Origin of the sequence: Undibacterium sp. KW1, from assembly GCF_009937955.1 — a bacterium.
GTDB lineage: Bacteria > Pseudomonadota > Gammaproteobacteria > Burkholderiales > Burkholderiaceae_D > Undibacterium.
In genome coordinates, this window is record NZ_AP018439.1 from 2,347,682 (window position 1) to 2,370,393 (window position 22,712).

General features: G+C 48.9%; 17 protein-coding genes, 1 tRNA gene and 1 pseudogene. 15 read left to right on the forward strand and 4 right to left on the reverse strand.

Features of this window, described 5'->3' with window-relative positions; translation table 11 throughout:
• The 4 genes from lolA to serS all read left to right on the forward strand — a co-directional run bounded on the left by lolA (position 1) and on the right by serS (position 4,898).
• The gene (gene lolA, locus UNDKW_RS10545) at positions 1-636 is read left to right on the forward strand and encodes an outer membrane lipoprotein chaperone LolA (protein ID WP_162061874.1); all 636 of its coding nucleotides are present in this window, start codon (positions 1-3) and stop codon (positions 634-636) included.
• Positions 637-654: 18 nt separating this feature from the next.
• Positions 655-1,962, forward strand: coding sequence for a replication-associated recombination protein A (locus tag UNDKW_RS10550; RefSeq protein ID WP_162058651.1), 1,308 nt, complete (start codon positions 655-657; stop codon positions 1,960-1,962).
• Positions 1,963-2,046: 84 nt separating this feature from the next.
• Positions 2,047-3,495, forward strand: a complete 1,449-nt coding sequence (locus UNDKW_RS10555) for a DUF4139 domain-containing protein (RefSeq protein WP_162058652.1) — start codon at positions 2,047-2,049, stop codon at positions 3,493-3,495.
• Between the two features lie 107 nt (positions 3,496-3,602).
• Positions 3,603-4,898 carry a serine--tRNA ligase gene (gene serS, locus UNDKW_RS10560; protein ID WP_162058653.1) on the forward strand — a complete coding sequence of 432 codons (1,296 nt, stop codon included), beginning with the start codon at positions 3,603-3,605 and terminating at the stop codon, positions 4,896-4,898.
• Between the two features lie 71 nt (positions 4,899-4,969).
• Here the strand turns inward: serS and UNDKW_RS10565 are convergent, their stop codons facing one another.
• Positions 4,970-6,739, reverse strand: a complete 1,770-nt coding sequence (locus UNDKW_RS10565; RefSeq protein ID WP_162061875.1) for a GGDEF domain-containing protein — start codon at positions 6,737-6,739, stop codon at positions 4,970-4,972.
• 318 nt (positions 6,740-7,057) lie between these two features.
• Here UNDKW_RS10565 and UNDKW_RS10570 point away from each other — a divergent pair.
• The 11 genes and pseudogenes from UNDKW_RS10570 to UNDKW_RS10620 all read left to right on the forward strand — a co-directional run bounded on the left by UNDKW_RS10570 (position 7,058) and on the right by UNDKW_RS10620 (position 18,417).
• Positions 7,058-7,147, forward strand: a tRNA-Ser gene (locus UNDKW_RS10570).
• Positions 7,148-7,272: 125 nt separating this feature from the next.
• On the forward strand, positions 7,273-7,779 hold the full coding sequence (locus tag UNDKW_RS10575; protein WP_162058654.1) for a hypothetical protein: 507 nt from the start codon (positions 7,273-7,275) through the stop codon (positions 7,777-7,779).
• A gap of 251 nt (positions 7,780-8,030) precedes the next feature.
• On the forward strand, positions 8,031-8,705 hold the full coding sequence (locus UNDKW_RS10580; protein WP_162058655.1) for an SMI1/KNR4 family protein: 675 nt from the start codon (positions 8,031-8,033) through the stop codon (positions 8,703-8,705).
• A 268-nt stretch (positions 8,706-8,973) separates the two neighbouring features.
• A complete protein-coding gene (locus UNDKW_RS10585; protein WP_162058656.1) occupies positions 8,974-9,501 on the forward strand; it encodes a hypothetical protein in 528 nt (175 codons plus the stop codon).
• Between the two features lie 504 nt (positions 9,502-10,005).
• Positions 10,006-10,443 (forward strand): hypothetical protein, encoded by a 438-nt coding sequence (locus UNDKW_RS10590; RefSeq protein WP_162058657.1) that lies wholly within the window; start codon positions 10,006-10,008, stop codon positions 10,441-10,443.
• A gap of 108 nt (positions 10,444-10,551) precedes the next feature.
• Positions 10,552-10,890, forward strand: coding sequence for a hypothetical protein (locus tag UNDKW_RS10595; protein WP_162058658.1), 339 nt, complete (start codon positions 10,552-10,554; stop codon positions 10,888-10,890).
• A gap of 404 nt (positions 10,891-11,294) precedes the next feature.
• Entirely contained in the window at positions 11,295-12,122 is an 828-nt protein-coding gene (locus tag UNDKW_RS10600; protein ID WP_162058659.1) for an ABC transporter permease, read from the forward strand.
• Positions 12,112-13,440 carry an ABC transporter ATP-binding protein gene (locus UNDKW_RS10605; RefSeq protein WP_162058660.1) on the forward strand — a complete coding sequence of 443 codons (1,329 nt, stop codon included), beginning with the start codon at positions 12,112-12,114 and terminating at the stop codon, positions 13,438-13,440. Before UNDKW_RS10600 ends, UNDKW_RS10605 begins: the two co-directional genes overlap by 11 nt.
• Positions 13,441-13,491: 51 nt before the next feature.
• Positions 13,492-15,993 (forward strand): methyltransferase, encoded by a 2,502-nt coding sequence (locus tag UNDKW_RS10610; protein WP_162058661.1) that lies wholly within the window; start codon positions 13,492-13,494, stop codon positions 15,991-15,993.
• 47 nt (positions 15,994-16,040) lie between these two features.
• Positions 16,041-17,206: pseudogene (gene wecB / locus UNDKW_RS10615) on the forward strand (non-hydrolyzing UDP-N-acetylglucosamine 2-epimerase).
• Entirely contained in the window at positions 17,203-18,417 is a 1,215-nt protein-coding gene (locus tag UNDKW_RS10620; RefSeq protein WP_197893136.1) for a glycosyl transferase, read from the forward strand. Before wecB ends, UNDKW_RS10620 begins: the two are co-directional and overlap by 4 nt.
• 7 nt (positions 18,418-18,424) lie before the next feature.
• On the opposite strand, the gene UNDKW_RS10625 is transcribed toward UNDKW_RS10620, so the two are convergent.
• From UNDKW_RS10625 to UNDKW_RS10635, 3 genes are all read right to left on the reverse strand, one after another.
• A complete protein-coding gene (locus UNDKW_RS10625) occupies positions 18,425-19,462 on the reverse strand; it encodes an acyltransferase (RefSeq protein WP_162058662.1) in 1,038 nt (345 codons plus the stop codon).
• 176 nt (positions 19,463-19,638) lie between these two features.
• A complete protein-coding gene (locus UNDKW_RS10630) occupies positions 19,639-20,319 on the reverse strand; it encodes a Fe2+-dependent dioxygenase (RefSeq protein ID WP_162058663.1) in 681 nt (226 codons plus the stop codon).
• A gap of 52 nt (positions 20,320-20,371) precedes the next feature.
• Positions 20,372-22,648: a catecholate siderophore receptor Fiu gene (locus UNDKW_RS10635; RefSeq protein ID WP_162058664.1), complete on the reverse strand. Its 2,277-nt coding sequence runs from the start codon at positions 22,646-22,648 to the stop codon at positions 20,372-20,374.
• Between the last annotated feature and the right edge of the window lie 64 nt (positions 22,649-22,712).

Here is a 22,712-nt window from a genome sequence, read left to right on the forward strand (position 1 = left end):
ATGATGGCAAGACTGGTGGCGGGTGCTTTTACACTTGCCATGATACCTGCATGGGCATCTGCCACTGCGGTTGAACAGTTCAAATCCTTCGTGACGAATAATAAAAGCGCCAAAGGTGAATTTACACAGCAGCAAGTCAAAATGGTTGATGGCAATCCCAAGATCAGCAAGACTGCAACAGGCAATTTTGTGTTCGCCCGTCCGGGCAAGTTCATCTGGTCTTATGTGAAGCCGTATGAACAACTCTTGCAGGCAGATGGTGAAAAGCTGTACATCTACGATAAAGACTTGAATCAGGTCACGATTCGTCCCCTCGGCAATTCCCTGGGTTCCAGTCCCGCAGCCATTTTGTTTGGCAGCGCTGGCGCGGCTGATCTGGACAAGAATTTCAATTTCAAAGAGGTCGGTGCCAAGCAGGGTCTGGAATGGCTGGAAGCTACACCCAAAGCCAAGGATTCACAGTTTGAGACCATAGGCATAGGTATGAAAGACGGCGTGCCAGTGGCCTTGGAGTTGCACGACAATTTTGGTCAGTTTTCTACCCTGACCCTGAAGAATCTGGAAAAAAATCCTGCGCTGAAGCCTGAGCAATTCAAGTTTGTCGTGCCTGCTGGTGCCGATGTATTTAAACAGTAGTAGCAGTAGTAGCGTTTAATGACTATGTTGCACAATAATTCGCGCAAAAAACCTGCCCCATTGGCTGAGCGCATGCGCCCGGCTACGCTGGATGATGTCATCGGCCAGCAGCATATCCTGGGCGAGGGCAAGCCCTTGCGTGTAGCTTTCCAGTCTGGTGAACCACATTCGATGATCTTATGGGGGCCACCAGGCGTGGGCAAGACCACACTGGCGCGCCTGATGGCAGATGCCTTTCATTGCGAGTTCATTGCCTTGTCGGCAGTCTTGTCTGGTATCAAGGATATACGCGAGGCAGTAGAGCGCGCGCAGATATTGCAGGCGACTTCCCATCGACGCACCATATTGTTTGTTGATGAAGTCCATCGCTTCAACAAAAGCCAGCAAGATGCCTTCTTGCCGCACGTAGAAAGTGGCTTGTTCACGTTCATCGGTGCGACGACAGAGAATCCTTCGTTTGAAGTCAATAGCGCCTTGCTGTCACGTGCCTCAGTGTATGTGTTGAAGTCACTGACGGATGAAGACCTGCAAGCCATGGTAGTACGCGCCTGTGAGCGTGAACTCGATGGTTTGACGCTGACGCCAGAAGCCATGGCCAGCCTGGTTTCCAGTGCTGACGGCGATGGTCGCAAATTGCTGAACAATCTCGACATCGTTGCCCACGCAGCAGTCGCCAAGCATCTCGACACGGTAGACCATGGATTGCTGGGCGAATGCCTGGGCGATGCCTTGCGCCGCTTTGATAAGGGGGGCGATGCCTTCTATGACCAGATTTCTGCCCTGCATAAATCGGTACGTGGCTCCAGCCCTGACGCAGCCTTGTACTGGCTGGTGCGCATGCTTGATGGCGGTGCCGACCCGCGCTACATGGCCAGGCGCATAGTACGCATGGCCTCAGAAGATATAGGCCTGGCAGACCCGCGCGCCTTGCGGATATGTCTCGATGCGGCAGAAACCTATGAAAGACTGGGCTCGCCAGAAGGCGAACTGGCCCTGGCAGAAGCGGTAATCTACTTGGCTTGTGCAGCCAAATCAAATGCGGTTTACAAAGCCTATAACGCCGTGCGCGCCATGATCGCCAAAGACAAGTCCCGCATCGTGCCCGAGCATTTGCGCAATGCACCCACCAAACTCATGAAAGAACTGGGCTATGGCAAATTGTATCGCTATGCCCACGATGAGCCAGATGCCTATGCCGCAGGCGAAACCTATCTGCCTGAAGGCCTGGAAAATGAATCCTGGTATCACCCAGTGCCACGCGGGCTGGAAATCAAGATAGCAGAAAAACTCGCGTATTTGCGTAGCCTGGATGATCAGGCCAAGTAATTTCAGTTTCGTCTGAATTTCAATCGTTTAGATTTCATTCGTTTAAATCTTCATTGCAAATCAATAATCATAATAAGGACTTTCATGAATAAAACATTTACTGCAAGCGCAAGCCTATTGTTATTGTCACTGGCAGGCTCTGTCTATGCACAAACCGAAGAGCCGCGCAGTACCCTGGCTGACCAAAAAGAAGTCGCCGTCACGATCTACAATGAAAACCTGGCCCTGATCAAGGACCAGCGCAAGCTGCCTTTGAAACGCGGCGCAAGCGCACTGGCTTTCCGCGATGTCAGTGCCAAAATGCGTGCTGAAACTGCCTTGCTACGCAGCTTGTCTTCTCCAGGCAGCTTGTCTGTCGTAGAGCAAAATTTTAATTTCGATTTGCTGACGCCGCAAAAATTGCTGGAAAAATATGTTGGGCGTAACGTCAACATCATTCGCACCAATCCTGCGACGGGTGCTGAGACAACAGAATCGGCCACAGTCTTGTCCGCCAATAATGGCGTGGTGTTGAAGATAGGTGACCGCATAGAAACCGGCCTGCCAGGTCGCATCATTTATCCTGATGTGCCAGCAAATCTCCGAGACCGTCCCACCCTGGTCATGGCACTCGATAACAACGGCGCACAGCAACAGGATGTAGAACTCAGTTACCTGACCGGCGGTTTGTCCTGGAAGGCAGACTATGTTGTAGAACTGAATGCCGCTGATGACAAGCTTGATATTTCAGGCTGGGTCACGCTGGGCAATACCAGTGGTACGACTTACCGCAATGCCAAGCTGCAACTGGTGGCAGGTGATGTTCATCAGGTTTTGCAAAGGATAGAGGTTACCGGTAGCGCAGTCAAAAGGATGGATGCCCCGCAAGCCATGATGGCCAAAAAAGCCATGGCAGAAGAATCCTTGTTTGAATATCACCTGTACACACTGGACAGGCCAACCACCATTGCAGAAAACCAGACCAAACAAGTGGCCTTGCTGTCTGCTTCTGGCGTTCCCGCCCGTAAGGAATTGCTGCTGGCGGGCAGTGATTATTATTACCAAAGCAGTTACGGTGATCTTGGCCAAAAAATGAAAATAGGTGTCTTTGTTGAATTCGACAATAAAGAGGCCTCTCAACTGGGTATGCCTTTACCCAAAGGTGTCGTACGCGTCTATAAAAAAGATGGTGCAGGCAATGCCCAGTTCATTGGTGAAGACAGCGTAGATCACACGCCAAAAAATGAAAAAGTCCGCCTTAAACTCGGCGAAGCCTTTGATGTGACTGCAGACAAGAAGCAGACAGACTTCAAAAAGCTCGCAGCGAGCGGCAAATACAATTACGTTTCTGAAAGTGCCTACGAGCTGGTATTGAAAAATGCCAAAAAAGAAGCCGTCATCGTCACTGTGCAAGAACCCATGCCTGGTGACTGGCAAGTCTTGAGCAGCAGCCATCCTTATACCAAGAGCGCCAGCAATACGGCAGTATGGAAAATCAGCGTGCCTGCAGAAGGTAATACCAAACTGGTTTATCGCAGCGTGGTCAAGTATTGATATAAGTATACTGATGTAAAAACGGCATTTCTCCTTGTCTGAAAATAGGGGAAATGCCCATCCCTTGATACAATAGTCGATTAGCTTAGTTCACTGCACTTAAAATCATGATAGATATTCAACTTTTGCGCAAAGATATTGCCAGTGCGGCAGCGCGCCTGGCTACCCGTAAGTTCCAGCTCGATGTAGAAACCTTCAATGCCCTCGAGGCCGAACGCAAGCAGATCCAGTCCCGTACTGAAGAGCTGCAAGGCAAAAAAAATACTATCTCCAAGCAGATTGGTAATCTTAGAAGCAAGGGCGAAGATACTTCCGCATTAATGGCTGAAGCAGCGAGCATCCCGGAAGAGTTGAAAGCATCAGAAACGCATTTGAGTGATGTGCAAGTTCGCATGAGTGCGTTCCTGCAAACCATTCCAAATCTGCCGCATGAATCCGTCGCTGTCGGTGAAGATGAAACCGGCAATGTGGAAGTACGCAAGGTCGGCACGCCACGCGCATTTGATTTTGACGTCAAAGACCATGTCGATATCGGCTCAGCCCTGGGCCTGGATTTTGAAACTGCAGTCAAACTCACAGGTTCACGTTTTTCCGTCATGAAAGGTGGCATGGCACGCCTGCATCGCGCATTGGCCCAGTTCATGCTCGACATGCAAACGCTGGACCATGGCTATACTGAAATGTATACGCCTTACATGGTCAATGCTGATTCCATGCGCGGCACAGGCCAGTTGCCTAAATTTGAAGAAGACTTGTTCGCAGTGAAAAAAGGCGGACAAGAAGGTACAGGCGAAACGTTTTACCTGATCCCTACCTCAGAAGTCACTTTGACCAATACCGTGCGCGACGAGATTCTGGCTGCCGATGCATTGCCTATCAAAATGACTGCGCATACACCATGCTTCCGTTCTGAAGCGGGTAGTGCAGGCCGTGATACACGCGGTATGATACGTCAACACCAATTCGACAAAGTCGAAATGGTGCAGATCGTGCATCCAGAAAAATCCATGGAAGCCCTGGATGAAATGGTCGGCCATGCCGAAGCCGTTCTGACCAAACTGGAACTGCCTTACCGCGTCATGAGCCTGTGTACTGGCGATATGGGTTTTGGTGCATGCAAAACTTTCGATCTGGAAGTATGGCTGCCAGCACAAAACACTTACCGTGAGATTTCTTCGATTTCGAATATGTTCGACTTCCAGGCCCGCCGCATGCAAGCCCGCTTCCGCAATGCCCAGGGTAAACCAGAATTGGTACACACTCTGAACGGTTCTGCGCTGGCAGTTGGCCGTACCCTGGTGGCCGTGCTGGAAAATTACCAGCAGGCTGATGGTTCTGTCGTCATCCCTACAGCTTTGCGCCCATACATGGGCGGCCTGGAAAAGCTGGCACCAGCAGCTTAATTGGCTCTGGCCCAATAAGAAAAGCGCTTCACTACATAAAGTGAAGCGCTTTTCTCGTTTACAGATTACGTTTAACCTACCAGTAAGTCCATTTCAGAACGACGATCTACAAACAGACTATTGCCATGTATCTTCTTTGCCTGCTTCTTCGCATCTGATGCAGCGATGGATATCTGGTGATGTGAGTAATAGCGGTTTGCCCTTGACTTCACGACACCCAGAGACAGGCTCACGAGCGGGTAAAAGACTTTCTTGCCTTGTCTGTCTTCACTGAGGTAGCCGCCTCGTTCGCGGTCTTCATTACTGTAAAAGTCGTAGATGGCAGCAGAAAAACTCGCCAGTATGGCCTGGCAGCGTACTTCCCAATCCTCGCTGCGAAACAGGATAATGAAATCATCGCCACCAATGTGGCCGATAAAATCCAGCTGCTGGTCGCAATGCTGCTTTAATACATCACTGGTCATTTGTATGATGTCGTCACCACGGCGGTAGCCATAGACATCATTAAACGGTTTGAAATGATCAAGGTCGCAATAGCACGCGCAGAAAGACTGCTCTTTCTGCAGCAATACATCAATATGTTCATTGATGGGCACGTTGCCGGGTAGTTGCGTCAATGGGTTGGCGTAACGCGCCGCATTGATTTGCATCTGCGTGATTTCGCGCATCAAGTCCGGCCCGCTGCCCAGGCCTATATAACGCCCCTGATCAGTAATGATAATGCCATTGATCAAGTGCTCTGGATTGGCTTCCACAATAATGTGGCTGACATCCTGCATGCTGGTATTTTTATCGACAATGACTGGGTGCGCTTCCATAAAAACCGTGCAAGGCTTTTTGCCATACAACTCACGCTGATACGGGCGGGCAAAGCGGTCTATCATGTGATAACGGTTGATCAGGCCCACAGGGATACCATCATCCACTACAGGGATGATTTGCAGTTTGGGATGCTGCAAAAAGATATCATCGACCTGGTTATTCAACATGCGTGAAGAAATCGTCGGCGGTGTCTTTAAAATCTTTTCTACCGTCGCAGCCTGCTCAAAACTGCCAGAGGTACGCCGTGCTGCCTGATATTGATTCGGCGTCAAAATTCGCGCCACTTCAGCCGATACTGCACGCGCAGGAGTAGGGTGGGGGCGGGCGATATGATAACCCTGGCCACAGGCAACACCCAGATCACGCACGGCCAATAACTCAGCCTGGGTTTCTATACCTTCAGCGACGACCCGTGTGCTTGACTTTTCAGCAATGCTTTGTATAGACCGTACAAACTGCGCTTTGACCGGATCGTGATCTATGCCCTGGATGAAATGCATGTCGATCTTGACATAATCAGGCTTTAATTCTGACCACAAGCGCAGACTGGAGAAGCCTTCACCGAGATCATCAATTGCAATCTCAAAACCCATCTCGCGATAATGGATAACCGCTTCACACAGCAAGGCATAGTCATGCGTGGGCTGGTATTCAGTCAATTCTATGATGACGCGCTCAGGGTTAATGCCAAGTTCATGGATATAATCCAGCGTCTCACCATAGCGCACATCTCTTTGCAGCAGGCATTCTGGACTGACATTCAAAAACAGCTTGCCAGGTAATTTTTGCGCAGCGAATTGTTCCAGCACGATACGGCGGCACAGGTGCTCCACCGTTACCGTCAGATTATTATCCCATGCGGCTTTAAACAAATTGACGGGCGAGTGCAGCGGGCTGTCTGATGGGCCACGTATAAGGCCTTCGTAACCCAGAATATCACCATTCTGCATCTGGACAATGGGCTGGAAGCGTGCGGTAAGTAGGCGCTGCTCAATAATACGCTGCAAATGCGCCAGCATCAGCGCCGCAGACTGTGCACCAAACTGGCTGATGTCTTGCTCTGATACCAGGTTTTGCTGAGACAGATAATCCACAGTATCCCCGCTAAACTACTTTCCATTGAAGCTGATCCTAATATTGAAATGCCAGGTGCATTCACAATTGCAAACGACATCTTGCCGCATTGCATCAGAATATAGTCTTGCTTTGTGACATCTTCATGTCACGGCAGCAGTGATGCTGACCATATGTCTTATGGACTTGTTAATCGTGTAATTTTGAATTGAGCAAGTTCTTTGCTATAATCACAGGCTTCGTTTATAACGAACAACCAAGCCGGAGAAGTGGCAGAGTGGTTGAATGTACCTGACTCGAAATCAGGCGTACTAGCAATAGTATCGGGGGTTCGAATCCCTCCTTCTCCGCCAGAATAATCAAGCACTTAGCACCATATCGAAGGCCGGAATAATCCGGCCTTTTTCTTTTTGGTCTGCAATAAATCAGCCATTTAATTTTATAAATTGGTTATGTCGCCTTATTAATGGTTGCTTTTATGACTACTTTGACCCAACTTGATAAATACGCGAGTAAATGGTTTCACGACGAGATGAGACGTCGTGGTTTTGCCGTAGAAAAAAAGTTCATTTTCTGGAGAAAACGCGGCCCCTTATTTGACATGTTTGTAACAAGAATTAGCTCAGGAGGTTTTCTTGAAATCAAGGTTACGATATGGTCGCCTTGGGTAAATCATTCAAATGGCGAGCTTGGAGAGTTTCCTCCTGATTATTCTTTGATTGGGGGACGTCTCTCTGATGGGTTCCCCACTGATATGTTTGGGGAGCCATTGCTTTCTGTTGAAGACGAACAAGTCATGGAGCTTAGTTTAAGATCACTCTTGGTTTTGATCGATCAATATGCTTTGCCTTGGTTTCCAACAATCAACTCTTATGAGACTTATGTTGCCTACGTAGGGAAGCGCGGTTATAACCCGACTCCAGAGCGTATAGAAATGGTAAAGGCAGGAATTGCCAGAGGTTTTCAGCAAGAGAAATTCCTCTGAAGTTTTAAAGAGGTCAATACAAAGTCTGTTGATATTTGCGTTATTTTTAAAAAAATAAAACATGCCTATTCCAGGGCACTAGCATTCGTTCTTTTGCAACCTTCCATCAACTTCTGTTGACTGATGACGAATTCGTCGAAAGCCCCGGCTTTAGTTTCGCGAACAAGACAGAAGGTGGCGCTGGTCGTCAATGCCGACATTTTCTGAGGTGAGCTGTTGTAGTTTCGATTTGATCTTCATTGGAATGAATAATGGCAATATTTGGATTCATTCGCGCTCTTCTCGACGCGGCATGGAAACTGAGAAAATTTAGAAAAGTATCGGATAAGTTACGAATTTTATCGGTGCAATCTTTTATTCCCGCTTGGCAAACTTCGATGGGCCATGGGGTAGGTGTGTTTTCATTGAATGCGCCTGCAGATGTAGATGACATTTCAAAAGTTGAAAATCGGCTCGGTTGCCAGCTGGCTGGTGAATTGAAGGAGTTTTATGGCGTATGCAATGGATTCAAATCGACTACCAGTGATTGTTCCAGCTATATAGTTCCTTTGAGGGAGTTGCAGTATGCATCTCAATATGAACCTTCACTGAGTAATCAACTTGAACAAAAATGGAAAGATTTAAACGACGTTAATGCGCCGAGGGGCTTGCTTGTTATTTCGGATAGTTTTGTGAAAATTATTACTGCTGACGAAGATACGGTCCTGTCTTTTCATGATGTTGATAATATGATTGCATTGCACCCTCCTGAAGATGGCAAAGTGGTTCTGATAGTTGTTCATGATATGGCATGCTACCCCGCCGGAACAGTATTGGAAGTGGAAGGCCTTTCAGCGACCCGCTTTGAAAATGTAAGAACTTGGCTTGCGAGTGTGGCTGCGACAAATGAAATGTTGGGCAGTTTTACCAAGGAAATCTCTAATTAAGTGAGCGACCTGCCGTTGCCGGGTTTCGCTAAATTTGATCGAAAAAAATTTTTGAACTGAGGCCACCAAATTCGGTTGGAAAAATAGTTCTTGCAAAACACCAACTAGTCATGGAACAAATAAAATTTGACTTAACCGACTACCTGCGTCTGGACAACGAGAAGTTATATAATTTGCGGGGCAATGCTTCGCGTTGTATTTTTGCAGAACTGCCTGAATCAAAGCTTATTCTCGTCACAATGCTCGCGCCAACAGATTATTGTTGGGGATGGAATTCGCGTTCAGTCGTACTTGCAAAAAGTACGATCAAGAAATTCTGCAGACAGTTGATCCTGACTCCGTTACTGATGAGGTTTCCAGTGCCGGTCTTATTCTGGGTGAGGTCATGGCAGGAATGATTCCCTTGGTAATTGACCCCTACACATCAGACTTTGCATACGGCAACGATGAAGCAACACTATTTTCTTGGTGGTTTCGTTGTTATGCCCTCCCTGCACGCGACAGAATTATTGAAGATTTTTTAGAAAATTGGGCGTGCCACGAAACGCAATTGGGAAAATACTTTCTTTTGGCCTATTCCGACCAAAAGGTTCTCGACCAAGGGCCGGGCCGGTGTTTCACGCCTTGGAAGGATGCCGATACTCTCGATCGGTTGTTTTGCTCCAAGACAGGTGCACTCGGTGTCGAAGCGTCTGTTCTAATTGAACTTTTAGAGAGATACCAGGATGCGAATGAGACGCGAGAACTTGAGAATTTTTTGACGCCAGAATTCCTGTTGCAGGAATGCGTTCGCTGACCAAGTGACTTGTTACCACAACCGCCAGGGTTCCGTAGTGATATAGTAAAACTGATGTCGGCGTCTCTTGGCAATGATGTGACCAGAATTACAGATGTACGGACACGAATCGCGATTCTCCGGATTCGGATCGCGCACAACTTGCAATGGCCTTTGGGGGTACGTTACCTCTTCGAAATGCTTGACCTGGTTACTGATGAAATACGCGTGTCAGCAGTGTTGTGTGCTGAGACTCAGGCTTATCTTGATGCCGCCGTTTTGAAGTTTCCCGTCTTGCGAGAATAGAGAAAAATAAATGCGTGCTGTAAATGTCGGACACTTATATATTTTGCTCTCCCCCCTTAAAAAGGATATTTTCATGAAATCTAATTCTGTGATTCCGTGCAATCGGTTTATTTCAAGGTAAAGCAATTTCCAGTTTTTAAAGACTCGGTATATGTGCAATCGTTTGTGCTAATATTTTCAATCGCCCAATTTGAACTATCAATCTAATTGACAATACGGATGAACCCAAAATTCGAAGAAATAATACCTGTTTTTCGCAAGTTTCTTGAGCAGCAAGGCTGTCCAGGGAAAATTGTATGGGTAGCTCCAGAGCACACTATGTGTTGTGGTAGAGCAGAATGGAAAATTTTTGAGAATGAATGTGTCGATGAGGAAGATATAAAATTAAAGTATCAAGACGCAGATGATAAAAAATTTGGCGTTCGGTTTTGTGCTTTATGCGTAAACGATGAAACTTCCTACTGCTATTTAATTGTCCCCACCAGTGAGCTTGATGCTGACTATAAATTATTGACATATGAAAAAGTGAAATTGAGTGTCCCGGCAGAGATGCCACATGCCAGTATTTTGCGTAGAGGTTTTCGTGCGAGTTGGTATCAAACGAGAGAATCAATAAAATTTAAAGAATGGAAGGAGCTGGTTTTTCGGATAGATTGATTTGTATTACTTGTTGCTACTTTTTGTGGGCCTGGAATGGCAAAGACATACAGCAAGTTGATTCGAAATTTTGAAGTCCTTTTGCGACCGTTTAGAAAAAGAGAAAATATGTCGAACATCAAACAGATCTTGTGTATCACTGTGTACGTAAAGCTGTCACAAGGCTTTGAGAGCTTCCTCGAAAAATTCAGGCATTTTGATCCGCTTGCAGAACTGGATCTGGTGAATGGAGTATTGATGGTGTTCTACGCTACAGATGAATTGAACGCGCTAATTACATCCTCCATACAAGATGCCAAGAAAAAATTTGATTGTGCTTCCTCCGTGGGGGTGCTGACCCTGTCTCTTAACGAAGCTGGGGAATTGCAATCTCCTCCTATGGGCATGGCTGTCAATGTGGCCATATTGGAAGCGTCCAGGCTTCAGGGTATGCGGCATTCTGCGTGAATTTTTCTCCATAGATTCAAATCGCAATATTCGCATATCACAAAATTCCATCGCTCTACATGTGTACAAATTGCATACAATTGTACGACACTTGTTAGAAATACTCTTCCTGTCCCCTCCTTATAATCCCCACCTGAAAGAGCGCGTCTTAGCATGCCTGTGATGCGCAGTAGATCAGCGCTTGCATGATGTGAGCTTGTACTGGCTCTTGTGCGTGCGCCCGGCATCTGTTTGCCGGACGGGGAAGCAGTGCGCGTAGTTGTGCTGCTCAAATAATTATCTCCAGTTGTTCAGGCTTTGAGCATTCTGCATCCCATGGGGAGGATGAGTTTCGTCTGTACATTTGTAAAGCACGTTGGTTTTAGCTGCTTTGAGCATATCGCTCTTTTTTTGAAATGAATTGAATGAATCCACACGCAGTACCGTCCATTACGCCCTTGAGCTTGCTTGCTTCTTTACGGCAGCATCGCAGGCTCATCATGAGTTTGATAAAGCGTGAAGTGTTGATGCGCTATCAAGGCTCGCTGCTGGGTTTATTGTGGTCTTTCTTTAATCCTGTGTTGATGCTGGCGGTTTATACCTTTGTGTTCAGTGTGGTGTTCAAGGCGCGCTGGGCTGGTGGGTCTGAATCGAAGACGGAATTTGCCTTGGTTTTGTTTGCGGGTTTGATGGTGTTTGGTTTGTTTTCTGAATGCGTGAGCCGTGCGCCTGGTCTGGTGGTCAGCAATGTGAACTACGTCAAGAAAGTGATATTCCCTCTGGAGATTTTGCCTGTAGTCGCAATGGGGGCGGCTTGTTTTCATTTGACGATCAGCTTTGCAGTCTGGCTGATTTTTTATTCGATATTTTTTGGCATGCCGCATGCGACGATTTTTATCCTGCCGCTGGTTTTGCTGCCGCTGGTTTTGTTGAGCCTGGGTGTGAGCTGGCTGCTGGCTTCGCTGGGCGTGTTTATTCGTGACATACATCAGGTGGTGGGTGTTGCCGTATCAGTGCTGACATTTTTGTCGCCGGTGTTTTATCCGATAGCGGCATTGCCAGATGGTTTTCGCGGGGTAGTGCAGGTCAGCCCTTTGACGCAGGTGATAGAGCAGAGCCGTGACGCCATGATCTGGGGCAAGCCGCTGGATTGGCAAAGCTGGCTGGCGTATTTTTTATTGTCTGGTGTGGTTGCCTGGCTGGGTTTTGCCTGGTTTCAAAAGACGCGCAAGGGGTTTGCTGATGTCCTCTAAGTTTTCCATCAAGGTAGAGCATTTGAGCAAGTGCTACCAGCTCTACGACAAGCCGCAGGACAGGTTGAAGCAAATGCTTTTATCCCGCTCTAAAACCTATTACCGTGAGTTTTGGGCTTTGCGTGACGTGTCATTCGAGATCGCACCTGGTGAAACGGTGGGCATCATAGGTCGCAATGGCAGTGGCAAGTCCAGCCTGTTGCAAATGATATGCGGCACTTTGTCGCCAACATCTGGCACGGTGATGACACATGGCAGGCTGGCTGCCTTGCTGGAGTTGGGGGCAGGCTTTAATACTGAGTTTACCGGGCGTGAAAACGTTTTGCTGAATGCGGCGATTTTAGGTTTCCCGCAAGAGCAGATGCTGGAGCGCATGGACGAGATTTTGGCTTTCTCTGAGCTAGGTGATTTTCTGGATCAGCCGGTCAAAACCTATTCCAGCGGCATGTATGCACGTCTCGCGTTTTCTATTGCGATTCATGTTGATCCTGAGATTCTGATCGTGGATGAGGCGCTGGCTGTAGGTGACGCCCGCTTTGTCGCCAAGTGCATGCGCCGCATCAAGGATATACAGAAAACTGGTGCCAGTATTTTGTTTGTCAGCCATGACGTCAGTTCTGTGCGCACTTTATGTGACCGCGCCATTTGGCTCGATAAGGGGCGCATGCTGGAGCAGGGCGATGTTTTTCCGGTGACTGGTCGCTATATGGAAATGATGTTTCAGGACGATGATGCCAGCGACGATGACGAGCATGAAGCCATGCACTCGGCCAATGTTCCTGTATTGGGAAATGTACTGGCTGAAGTGGCGGCGGAAGACATTGCACTTGATAGTCGGCCAGTTACTCACTGGGGTTCGCATAAGGGTCTGATACTGTCCGCTGCCGTGCTGGATGCCAGTGGTGCACGCCGCGATGTGCATGAGTGGGGCAAAAGCATGGAGATCAGGATCAGCCTGCGCATACCGCAAAGCATAGACAGAGAGCATTTAAGCGTTGCCGTCTCCATCAAGGATTTAAAAGGCAGCGACCTTATCGTTTCGACTACCCATGATTTTGAAAGCAGGCGTTTGCCAGACGATGAAGAATTTGAAGTCAGCTTCACACTCACCAACCCGTTGGTTACTGGCAAATACCTGTTGGTTGCCGCAGTAGAGAACCGCCTGCATCGCGATATTCACTATTACGAATACATAGAGGGTGCGCATTACTTTTCTTCACTCGCGGATCAGCGTTTCTTTGGTTTATTTCAACCGCCGATCTCGCAAGAGATTGTTGCGCCTGTTCTTGACCTCAAGCTAAAGAAACTGGCTGCCTGAAGACTATGAAGCACTCTTCATCAAAATTAATCAGTGATAGATAACACGAACATGCAAACAGAAATTAATTCCCGCGCTTATTGGGATGCGCGATTTGAAAATGATTGGGTCGCTTGCAAAGGCGACAAACAATCGCGTTTCTTTGCCAGCATCGCCATTCAGCAATTGCCGGGCTGGTTGCTGGACCAAATCAGGCAAGAGAAATTAAGTGTGGCGGATTGGGGCTGCGCACAGGGTGATGGAACTGATGTCTGGGCCAGCCATGTACCGGCTGAACAGATTAAGGGCGTAGATTTTTCTGCTGCGGCCATACAGCAGGCGCATGCGCGTTATCCCGCCCTGGCGTTTGCAAATACGGACTGGCTGACGTCATCGCCTTCAGATCAGGATGTATTTGATGTCGTGTTTTCTTCAAATACGCTGGAACATTTTCATCAGCCCTACCAGGTTTTGCAGACGTTAAGTCAGCGGGCAAGCAAGGCACTGGTATTGGCCTTGCCTTACCGCGAGCTGGAGCGTGAGAGTGAGCATTTCTATTCTTTCTTGCCTGAGAATATCCCGTTGCAACTGGAAAATGGTTTCAGCCTCGTTTGGGCCAAGGTACTGGATTGCCGCCCTTTGCCAAATAGCCTGTGGCAGGGTGAGCAAATCATACTGATGTATGCAGATATGAGCTGGCTAAAAAAATTGGGCTTGCGTCTGAGTCATGTGCACTTGACGCAAACCGATGTGCAATCGGAACTGCTTCAATTGCAAACATCACTGAGCGAATCGCAGCTGCAATTACAGCAGGCACAGCAAACGCAAAAATCGCTTGAGTTGGAAAGCGTTCATCAAGAGCATATGTTGCAGCAACATGAAAAAGCTTATCAACAGCAGCAACTGGATATTGCTGAATTGCTGTTGAAGTGTGAAAAGCTACAGCAAGGCATAGACGAGAAGATGCAACAGATACTCGGCCTGAAAGATCAACTCATGAGTCGTGAACATGCATTGCAGGCGCAATACAAAGTTCAATCCGGGTTGCAGATTGTGACTGATGATCTGCAAAAGAAAGTGGATGACTACGACAAGCTGCTCCAGCAACTTGATCTGCGTGATGCGCAAATCAGCAGGCTGAATCTGGATGTGCATTACAAAGAGCAAGCTATCAGGGAGATCAAACACTCTTATTCCTGGATATTGACGCGCCCCTTGCGCTTTACCAGGCAGTTTTTTCAAAGCCCTGGACGTGCCTGTTATGACTTGGCGAAATTCATATTCTGGCGTTTGCCAGCAAAAATGCGCTGGGCATTGCATGGGCCAAGGCATGATTTCGTGCGCTGGGTGAGAGCATCTGCATTGCCGCTTAATACACCACAGTTGGTGGCTGCCGGAATTCCAGTCGTCATTGACAACCCAGGTGCGCCAGTAGCTATGAAGTCAGCTAAAAACACAGATTTAAGCTGGCCTGAATTCCAGCAACAGGTCTTGTCGCGTCGAGCAGATTACAAGGGTATCTTTGTACAGGAGCTGGTGATTGACTGGAATGTGCCTCTGTACCAACGTCCCCAGCATATCGCCGCTGCTTTTGGCCGCCTTGGGTATCTGGTGATTTATCGCACTGATAACTGGGCAGGTGATGATGTGCAGGGCTGCAGGGAAGTGGCGAAAAATGTCTGGATCACCAACCGACATGAAGTCAATCAATTGCAGGGTGTGGTGCGTTCATTGTATTCAACTGCCTATGCCAATACACCTGAGCTGCTGCTGGAAAACGGCAGGCGTGGCACGCTGGTGTATGAGTACATAGACCATATCGACCCGCAAATTAGTGGCGATGCAGAAAATGTGCGCCGTTTGCTGGCCTTGAAGGATTTCGCTTTCAGTGGTGGCGCAGATTATGTGGTGGCGTCTGCCAAGAAATTGTATGAAGAAGCCATCGCTGCAGTAGGTGCTGATAAAGTCATCCTTGCACAAAACGGGGTCGATACTGCGCATTATCGTCACCCTAAGCACCTGAGCACGCCGCTGCCGCAAAACCTGCAAAACTTCCGTGCCAAATACGGCAAGGTAGTTGGTTATTTCGGTGCGCTTGCTCCCTGGCTCTGGTATGAGGCAGTGGCTGATCTGGTTAATTGCCGCCCTGATCTTGGCTTTGTGTTTATCGGGCCTGACTACTACGGTGGTTCTGACAAACTGGTGAAGGCTGACAATCTTTTGTATATGGGTACGGTGGATTATCAAATCCTGCCAGCGTATGCACGCCAGTTTGATGTTTGCTTTATTCCGTTCGCCCCTGGCGAAATCGCGCGCACCACTTCACCCCTTAAATTATTTGAATACTTTGCGCTGGAAAAACCTGTGGTCGTGACCAGGGATATGGCGGAGTGCATCGCGTTTGAGGAGGTATTTTCTGGCAACAGCGTGGAATCTTTAAGTGCAGCACTGGATGCCGCCTTTGCATTGAAAGATGACCCTGAATTTACCCGGCGACTGGCTGATCTGGCTGATGCCAATGACTGGGACTGTCGTGCCAGGGCGATGGAAAAAGCATTTCAAAAACCTTCATAGCATTGAAATGCATGGACAGTAATTTCTGAATCTGAAAGTAATTCATCATGAAAAAAATATTGTGTGTCGTTGGTACCCGCCCTGAAGCCATCAAGATGGCCCCCGTTATTCTGGCCTTGAAGCAAGAGCCCTGGGCCCAGGTCAGGGTACTGGCAACGGCACAACATCGCCAGATGCTGGATCAGGTATTGTCATTTTTTGATATTGAAGCTGATATTGATTTGAACATGATGCGTCCTAACCAGTCATTGACAACCCTCACTGGCCGCATGTTGCTTGATCTGGATGCAGTCTTGCTGGCAGAGAAACCGGATGTGGTCTTGGTACAGGGTGATACAACAACTGTCATGACAGTATCGCTGGCCTGTTTTTACCACCGCATACCCATTGGTCACGTTGAAGCGGGCTTGCGCACCTGGGATAAGCAAAATCCATTTCCAGAAGAGGCAAACCGGGTATTGACAGGCCGCCTGGCACAATGGCATTTTGCCCCGACAGAAAGTTCACGCCAGAATCTCTTGCGTGAAGGTGTGGCCGATAGCGACATCATTGTCACAGGCAATACCGTGATTGATGCCTTACTGATGACGGCGGAACGTGAACTGAACCTGGGTATAGAACTTGATGCCAGCAAGCGCATGGTGCTCATCACTTCACACAGGCGTGAGAATTTTGGTGAACCATTTGCTCATATCTGCCGCGCCATACTGAAGCTGGCGCAAGATAACCCGGATGTGCAGTTCCTTTACCCTGTGCATCCAAATCCTAACGTCAAGGAAGTTGCCCATGCAACGCTGGGGAGTGTGCAAATATTCATTTGTGCGCACCGCTGGATTATGCCCCCTTCGTGGCAGCGATGAAGCGCGCTTATCTGATCATCAGCGATTCTGGTGGGGTGCAGGAAGAAGCACCAGCGCTGGCCAAGCCTGTACTGGTCTTGCGTGAAGAAACCGAAAGGCCTGAAGCGGTAGAGCAGGGCGTAGTGAAACTGGTTGGGGCAAATTACGACAATATCGTCGCAGAGACACAAAAACTGCTGGATGACGAGCTGGCCTACAAAGAGATGGCAAGAGGTGTATCGCCGTATGGCGATGGGCTGGCAGCCGGACGTATAGTGCGGGTACTCCAGCAATATTACGCGGCCCAGGATAAATCGGCTGATAGCGACAGCGAAGCAGTAGTTGAAGCAGCAGTTGAAGCTGAGCCTGCATGATGCGCCTCGTCTATCTCTCGCCTGTTCCGTGGAACAGTTTTGCCCAAAGACCACATCAGTTTGTGCGCTGGTTTCATCAGCAATTTAATGCGAAGGTATTGTGGATAGACCCGTATCCCACACGTTTTCCAGAGATGAGCGATGTGCAACGCGTAGTGGCATCAAAATTTGCGCAGACACCCACTGTTGTTGGCACTGTCAAGGATAAAGAAAACCCGGAAATAGCAGACTGGCTGACACTGGTCAAGGTTCCTGCCTTGCCGATAGAACCTTTGCCTGCTTCCGGGTTTTTACAGCAATGGTTTTGGCGCAAGGCTATGGCAGAGATAGATGAATTTGTTGGTAATACCAAGGCGCAGATCGTTGTCGGCAAACCTTCCAAGCTGGCTTTGCAGGTGCTGGCGCGTTATCCTGAGATGGCATCCATGTATGATGCCATGGATGATTTTCCGGCTTTCTATGAAGGCTTGTCCAGCAAGGCCATGGAGCATACAGAGGGCAAGCTGGCAGCCAGGGTCAATAAGATAGTCATTTCCTCCAGCGCAGTTTCACGTTTCTCGGCGCAGGCAGATAAACTGAGCCTGATACTGAACGCCTGTGACAGTGATAACCTGCCGCCTGCATTGCCAAGATCAGAGCAGCCACCAGTGTATGGTTATGTCGGCACGATAGGTCACTGGTTTGACTGGGATGCAGTCGTCAAGCTGGCCTCTTCGCTGATCAACACTGACCCACGCGCTCTTGTGCGCCTGATAGGGCCAGTGTTCACGCCGCCACCTTGCGCATTGCCAAAGAATGTGCAAATCCTACCTGCATGCAGCCATGCGCGTGCCATGCAGGCCATGCAGAAATTTTCTGTAGGCTTGATACCGTTTAAGCGCAAATTGCTGACGGCCTCGGTTGATCCTATCAAGTACTATGAATACCGCTCGCTGGGGATACCAGTTCTTTCATCTGACTTTGGTGAGATGTCTTTGCGGGCAAATGAAGATGGCGTGTTTTTATACAACGGGGAAAGTGATTTCACGACTTTGCTCAAGACTTGCCTGAGGTATCGCAGCAGTGAAGATGGTCTGAGCAAGTTCAGGACAGACAACTCCTGGGCTGCCCGGTTTGCCGGATTGATACCGCTGTTTGATGCCGGTGCTGATCACAGGGGGCGTAGAAAATCCACTGCCAGACTTGAGCAATTTGCATGGCAGCGCGCTTGATTTTGTCTTAACGCTCAAACCGGGTTTTCAAGTTCAAGAACCAGGATTCATAATAGCGGAAGCTGATACTGGCGATGACGGTAGCTACAATCAGGGTCAGCAAGAAAACCGCAATGCCCGGTTCGTGAATCTGCAAAGCACTAAAAAGTTTGGTGACAAAGTTTTTGCACAACATGTGCAGCATATACATGCCGTAACTGATCGACCCCAGATAGGCGATGGGCTTCAATGAGAGTACGGGTCCCAGGGGATGGCGTTCCTGAATGACGCAAGCCCCGACCAGACCCGCAAACAATATTGAGGCAATAAAGCCAGGCAAAATATTGCCAAGCAAGACTAGCAGCAGTGCCATGAAGAACACAGGCGCTGACCATGTCTGGCCAAGGATGCGGTAGAGCCAGCTAAAGTGGCTCTCATTGTTCAAGCCTATCGCCAGCAAGGCACCGATGACGATGGGTAATTGTATGATATCGAATGCGTGCTGCCCTGCCATTTGGCTTACTATGCAAACTGCAATGACGCTGATCAGGATGATGCTGGCTCTTTTGACTGAACCTGCGAGTAATAAGAGTGGCGGCCACACGAGATAGAATTGCTCTTCCGCTGCCAATGACCAGGCAAAATAAAAAATGACCCGTCCATCCAGGGCGACAAAAATATTTGATGTGTAAGTCGCAAAGTAGATGAGATTATGAAAGAAAGCCTGACCTGGTTCAGAATGTCTTTCCAGTACATATACCAGAACGATATACAGCGCCAGGGTACCGTAATACAACGGGAAGATGCGCAGTGAACGGCGCAGGTAAAACGCCTTGAGGTCTATCTTGCCATTGCGCTCACGTTCTCTTAACAACAAGGTCGTGATCAAAAAACCGCTGATGGCAAAGAATAATTGCACACCTTGTGCGCCTATGCTCGCCAGTATTTCATTGATGCCCGCAGGTGCAGTGTGATGCCAGATGACGGCCATGATGCTGATGGCACGCAAGCCATCCAGGGATGCAAATCTTTTATTTGACAGGTAATCGGCAAACGGCTTAAACATCCACGCTCCTGGTAGACTGGCTGGTGTGCTTGTCAAATTTCATGTTTGTCTGGTCTCAGTGCGCTGGCTGGGATGAATGGTCTTCGGTTAAGGCAAGTTTACCTTTAAGTAAGAAAGCCCGCATGGAAATTTATCTTTGCAGGCTTTGCTGTTTAATTTGCAGGTGACAAGCAAGCTCAGGTTTCTGACCACATGCGCAATAGATTGTGGTACTGGCCGGTCAGGCTCAATACTTCTGCACTATCACCAAGCAAGCTGCGCAGGCGGGTGATGTTCTGGTCCATTTCAAACAGCATGGTACGGCGGGCGTCGTCGCGTATCATGCTTTGCGTCCACAAGAACGAGCATACGCGCTCACCACGGGTGACTGGCAATACCTGGTGCAGGCTGGTGGAGGGGTAGAGTATCAGGTCACCGGCTGGCAATTTCACTTCATGGGTACCGTAGGTATCAACTACTTCAAGCTCGCCGCCATCATAGTCTTCCGGGTCACACAGGAACAGCGTAGAAGATACATCGGTACGCAGACTGTAGTTAGCGTTGGCAACATTGCGCACAGCGCCATCGACGTGCAGGCCATAGTGTTCACCACCGGCATAAGAGTTGAACAGCGGCGGCACGATGCGCAAGGGCAGGGCAGCGGCGAAAAACAGGGGATTATTTTTTAATGCAGCCAGAACGATGTGGCCCAGTTCTTGTGCCAGTGCAGAGTGCTCAGGAAGTTGGCGATTACGTTTAACCTGGGCACCCTGCGCACCTACAGTCTGTTTGCCGTCAACCCAGTTGGCTGCGTCCAGCCTTAGTCTTATTGCGCTGACTTGCTCACGGCTGAGCACGCCAGGTATATGTAACATCATTACGAACGCTCCAGAAAAAAGCCCCTCAGGGAGAGGGGCCAGTTTGATTGCTTTAGAATTTTACATTCGCTGTCAGGCTGACCGCTCTTGGTGTACCTGGAGTATAACGGTAACCACTTTTATTGATGGCAGCAACATAGACTTTGTCTGCAATGTTGTTGATGTTTAATTGCAGGTCTATGTTTTTGTTGATGGCATAGCTGGCCATGGTATCAAATACCCAGTAGGCTTCTGTTTTCGCTGGTGTGCCTACTGCACCATCAGTGCCGCGCAACAGTGCGTCAACGAAGCGTGCGCCACCGCCGAGCTTGATGCCCATAGGTAATTGGTAGGATGTCCAGGCTGTGAAGCTTTGTTTAGGCGTGTAGCTCAGGTTGTTGATGCCGCTGGCAGTCACCAGTGGGCCACTTTCAACACTGGTATCCATGCGTGTATAACCTGCGCTGACCAGCCAGTTGCGGTTGATTGCACCTGTCATGCCCAGCTCCACACCTTGCACGCGTTTTTTACCTGTTTGGTAGTACAGCAAGTCTGTCAGGTTTTGCACGACTTCATTGGATACTTCGGTACGGTAAATCGCTGCTGTGAAAGACAGTTTTTGATCCAGCAAATCCCACTTGGTACCAATTTCCATATTCTTGGTTTCTTGCGGATCAAACTTTGGATTGGCGGCGCTGCTGGCCGATGCACTCAAGGCAAAGTTGGAACCACCAGGTGGCTGCTTGGAAGTCGAATACGATGCATAGACGCTGCTGTCCTTGGTTGGTTTATACAATGCACCCAGTTTGAAGTTGACCAGGTTGCCGGCCATGTTCAGGTTGGTGGGGATTAACGTGCCAACAGGCAAAGTTGGGTTGGCCGCTGCTGTTGACAAGCTGGCTGCAGAATAGTCTGTCGTGTAATGGTCTATACGTACACCCGCATTGGCTTGCCATTCAGGGCTGAATTTGATCGTGTCAAATACATAGGCGCTGGCAGTATTGGTTGCGCCACGGGTGAAGACGGCATTACGCACCGGATTCAGGCCAGTCACAGGGTCACGTGGGTTTGGATTGTAGAAATTAGCTGCTGGCAAGGTACCCAGGCCATTATTACCCCAGGTATTTTGTTTTTCACTGGTGATTTCAATACCGCCAACCAGGCTGTGTTTCAGGCCGCCCAGGTCCAGGTCTGCCACCAGGTTAGTCTGGTTGGTCAGGATTTCATTTTCCTGGTCTTTCAAAGTGCGTGTGCCGCGTGCCAGTGTCCAGGTAGAAAGATCAGTTGTTGATGGCGTCAGCAGATTGGCAGTGGAACCCATGAAGGATGTCAACAGGTAATGCTGGCTGGTTTTGCCATAGCGTGCCGTGTTGATCAGTTTTACCTTGTCGCTGAAGTCATGTTCAATGCGGCCAGTCAGCATGTCAGCAGTGACTTTGTCAAAGTCATTGACAGAGCCATAGAAATTTTCAGGATTGACTTTGGGTGCCGTACCAATGAAAGGACGTTTGGGGTCGGGGCTGGTATAGCCCGGCAGGCCCACGGTAGGTACGCCGCCATCAGGCACATTGTCTTGCTGTACATGCAGGTAATTCACATAAACGCGGGTAGCAGACTTCAGACCAAAGGCGAAGGATGGTGCAACACCCCAGCGTTTGTTTTTAACTTCATTGCGGCCAACCACACCGCTGTCCTGATCTACCACGTTCAAGCGGAATGCAGAGCCTTGTTCAGCACTGATAGCCTTGTTCCAGTCCAGTGCCACACGTTTTTGGCTGCCGCTACCTACAGTCACGTTACCGAGGATGGCATCATCAAGAGTCGCCTGTTTGCTGACCAGGTTGACGGAGCCTGTAGGTGCACCACGGCCACCATCTGTACCAGCCGGGCCTTTGAGTACGTCGATTTGCTCGATATTGAACAAGTCACGGGAGATGGAACCCAGGTCACGCACGCCATCCACATAAATGCTGCTGGACGTATCAAAGCCGCGCATGTAGATACTGTCACCAGTACTGGTGCTGCCATTTTCACCGAGGAAGAATGCACCAACGCCTGGCGTATTGCGTAGCGCTTCTGTCAGTGTCAGAGCGCCTTGCTGATCAATCAGCTCGCGTTTAATGACGCTAATGGTTTGTGTGGTATCTACCAGCGGCTGCGTATATTTGGGGGAAGACGCTTTGTCTGCCTTGAAATCACTCTCGGTTTTTGCGGTGACTTTAACTTCTGGCAGGGCTGGGTCAGCCGCCTGTGCTGCGATAGGCAGCAAAAATGCCGCCGCTGCCACCGTCATGGTGTGGTTGATGCGCGTATTGAAATTGGAGTGCTTGCGACTCTTGATGTGAACCATGATATTTCCTGGATGATAATGAAAATAAAATACCGCTGGCTTTTCTTCAAGAATGGCTGAGGTA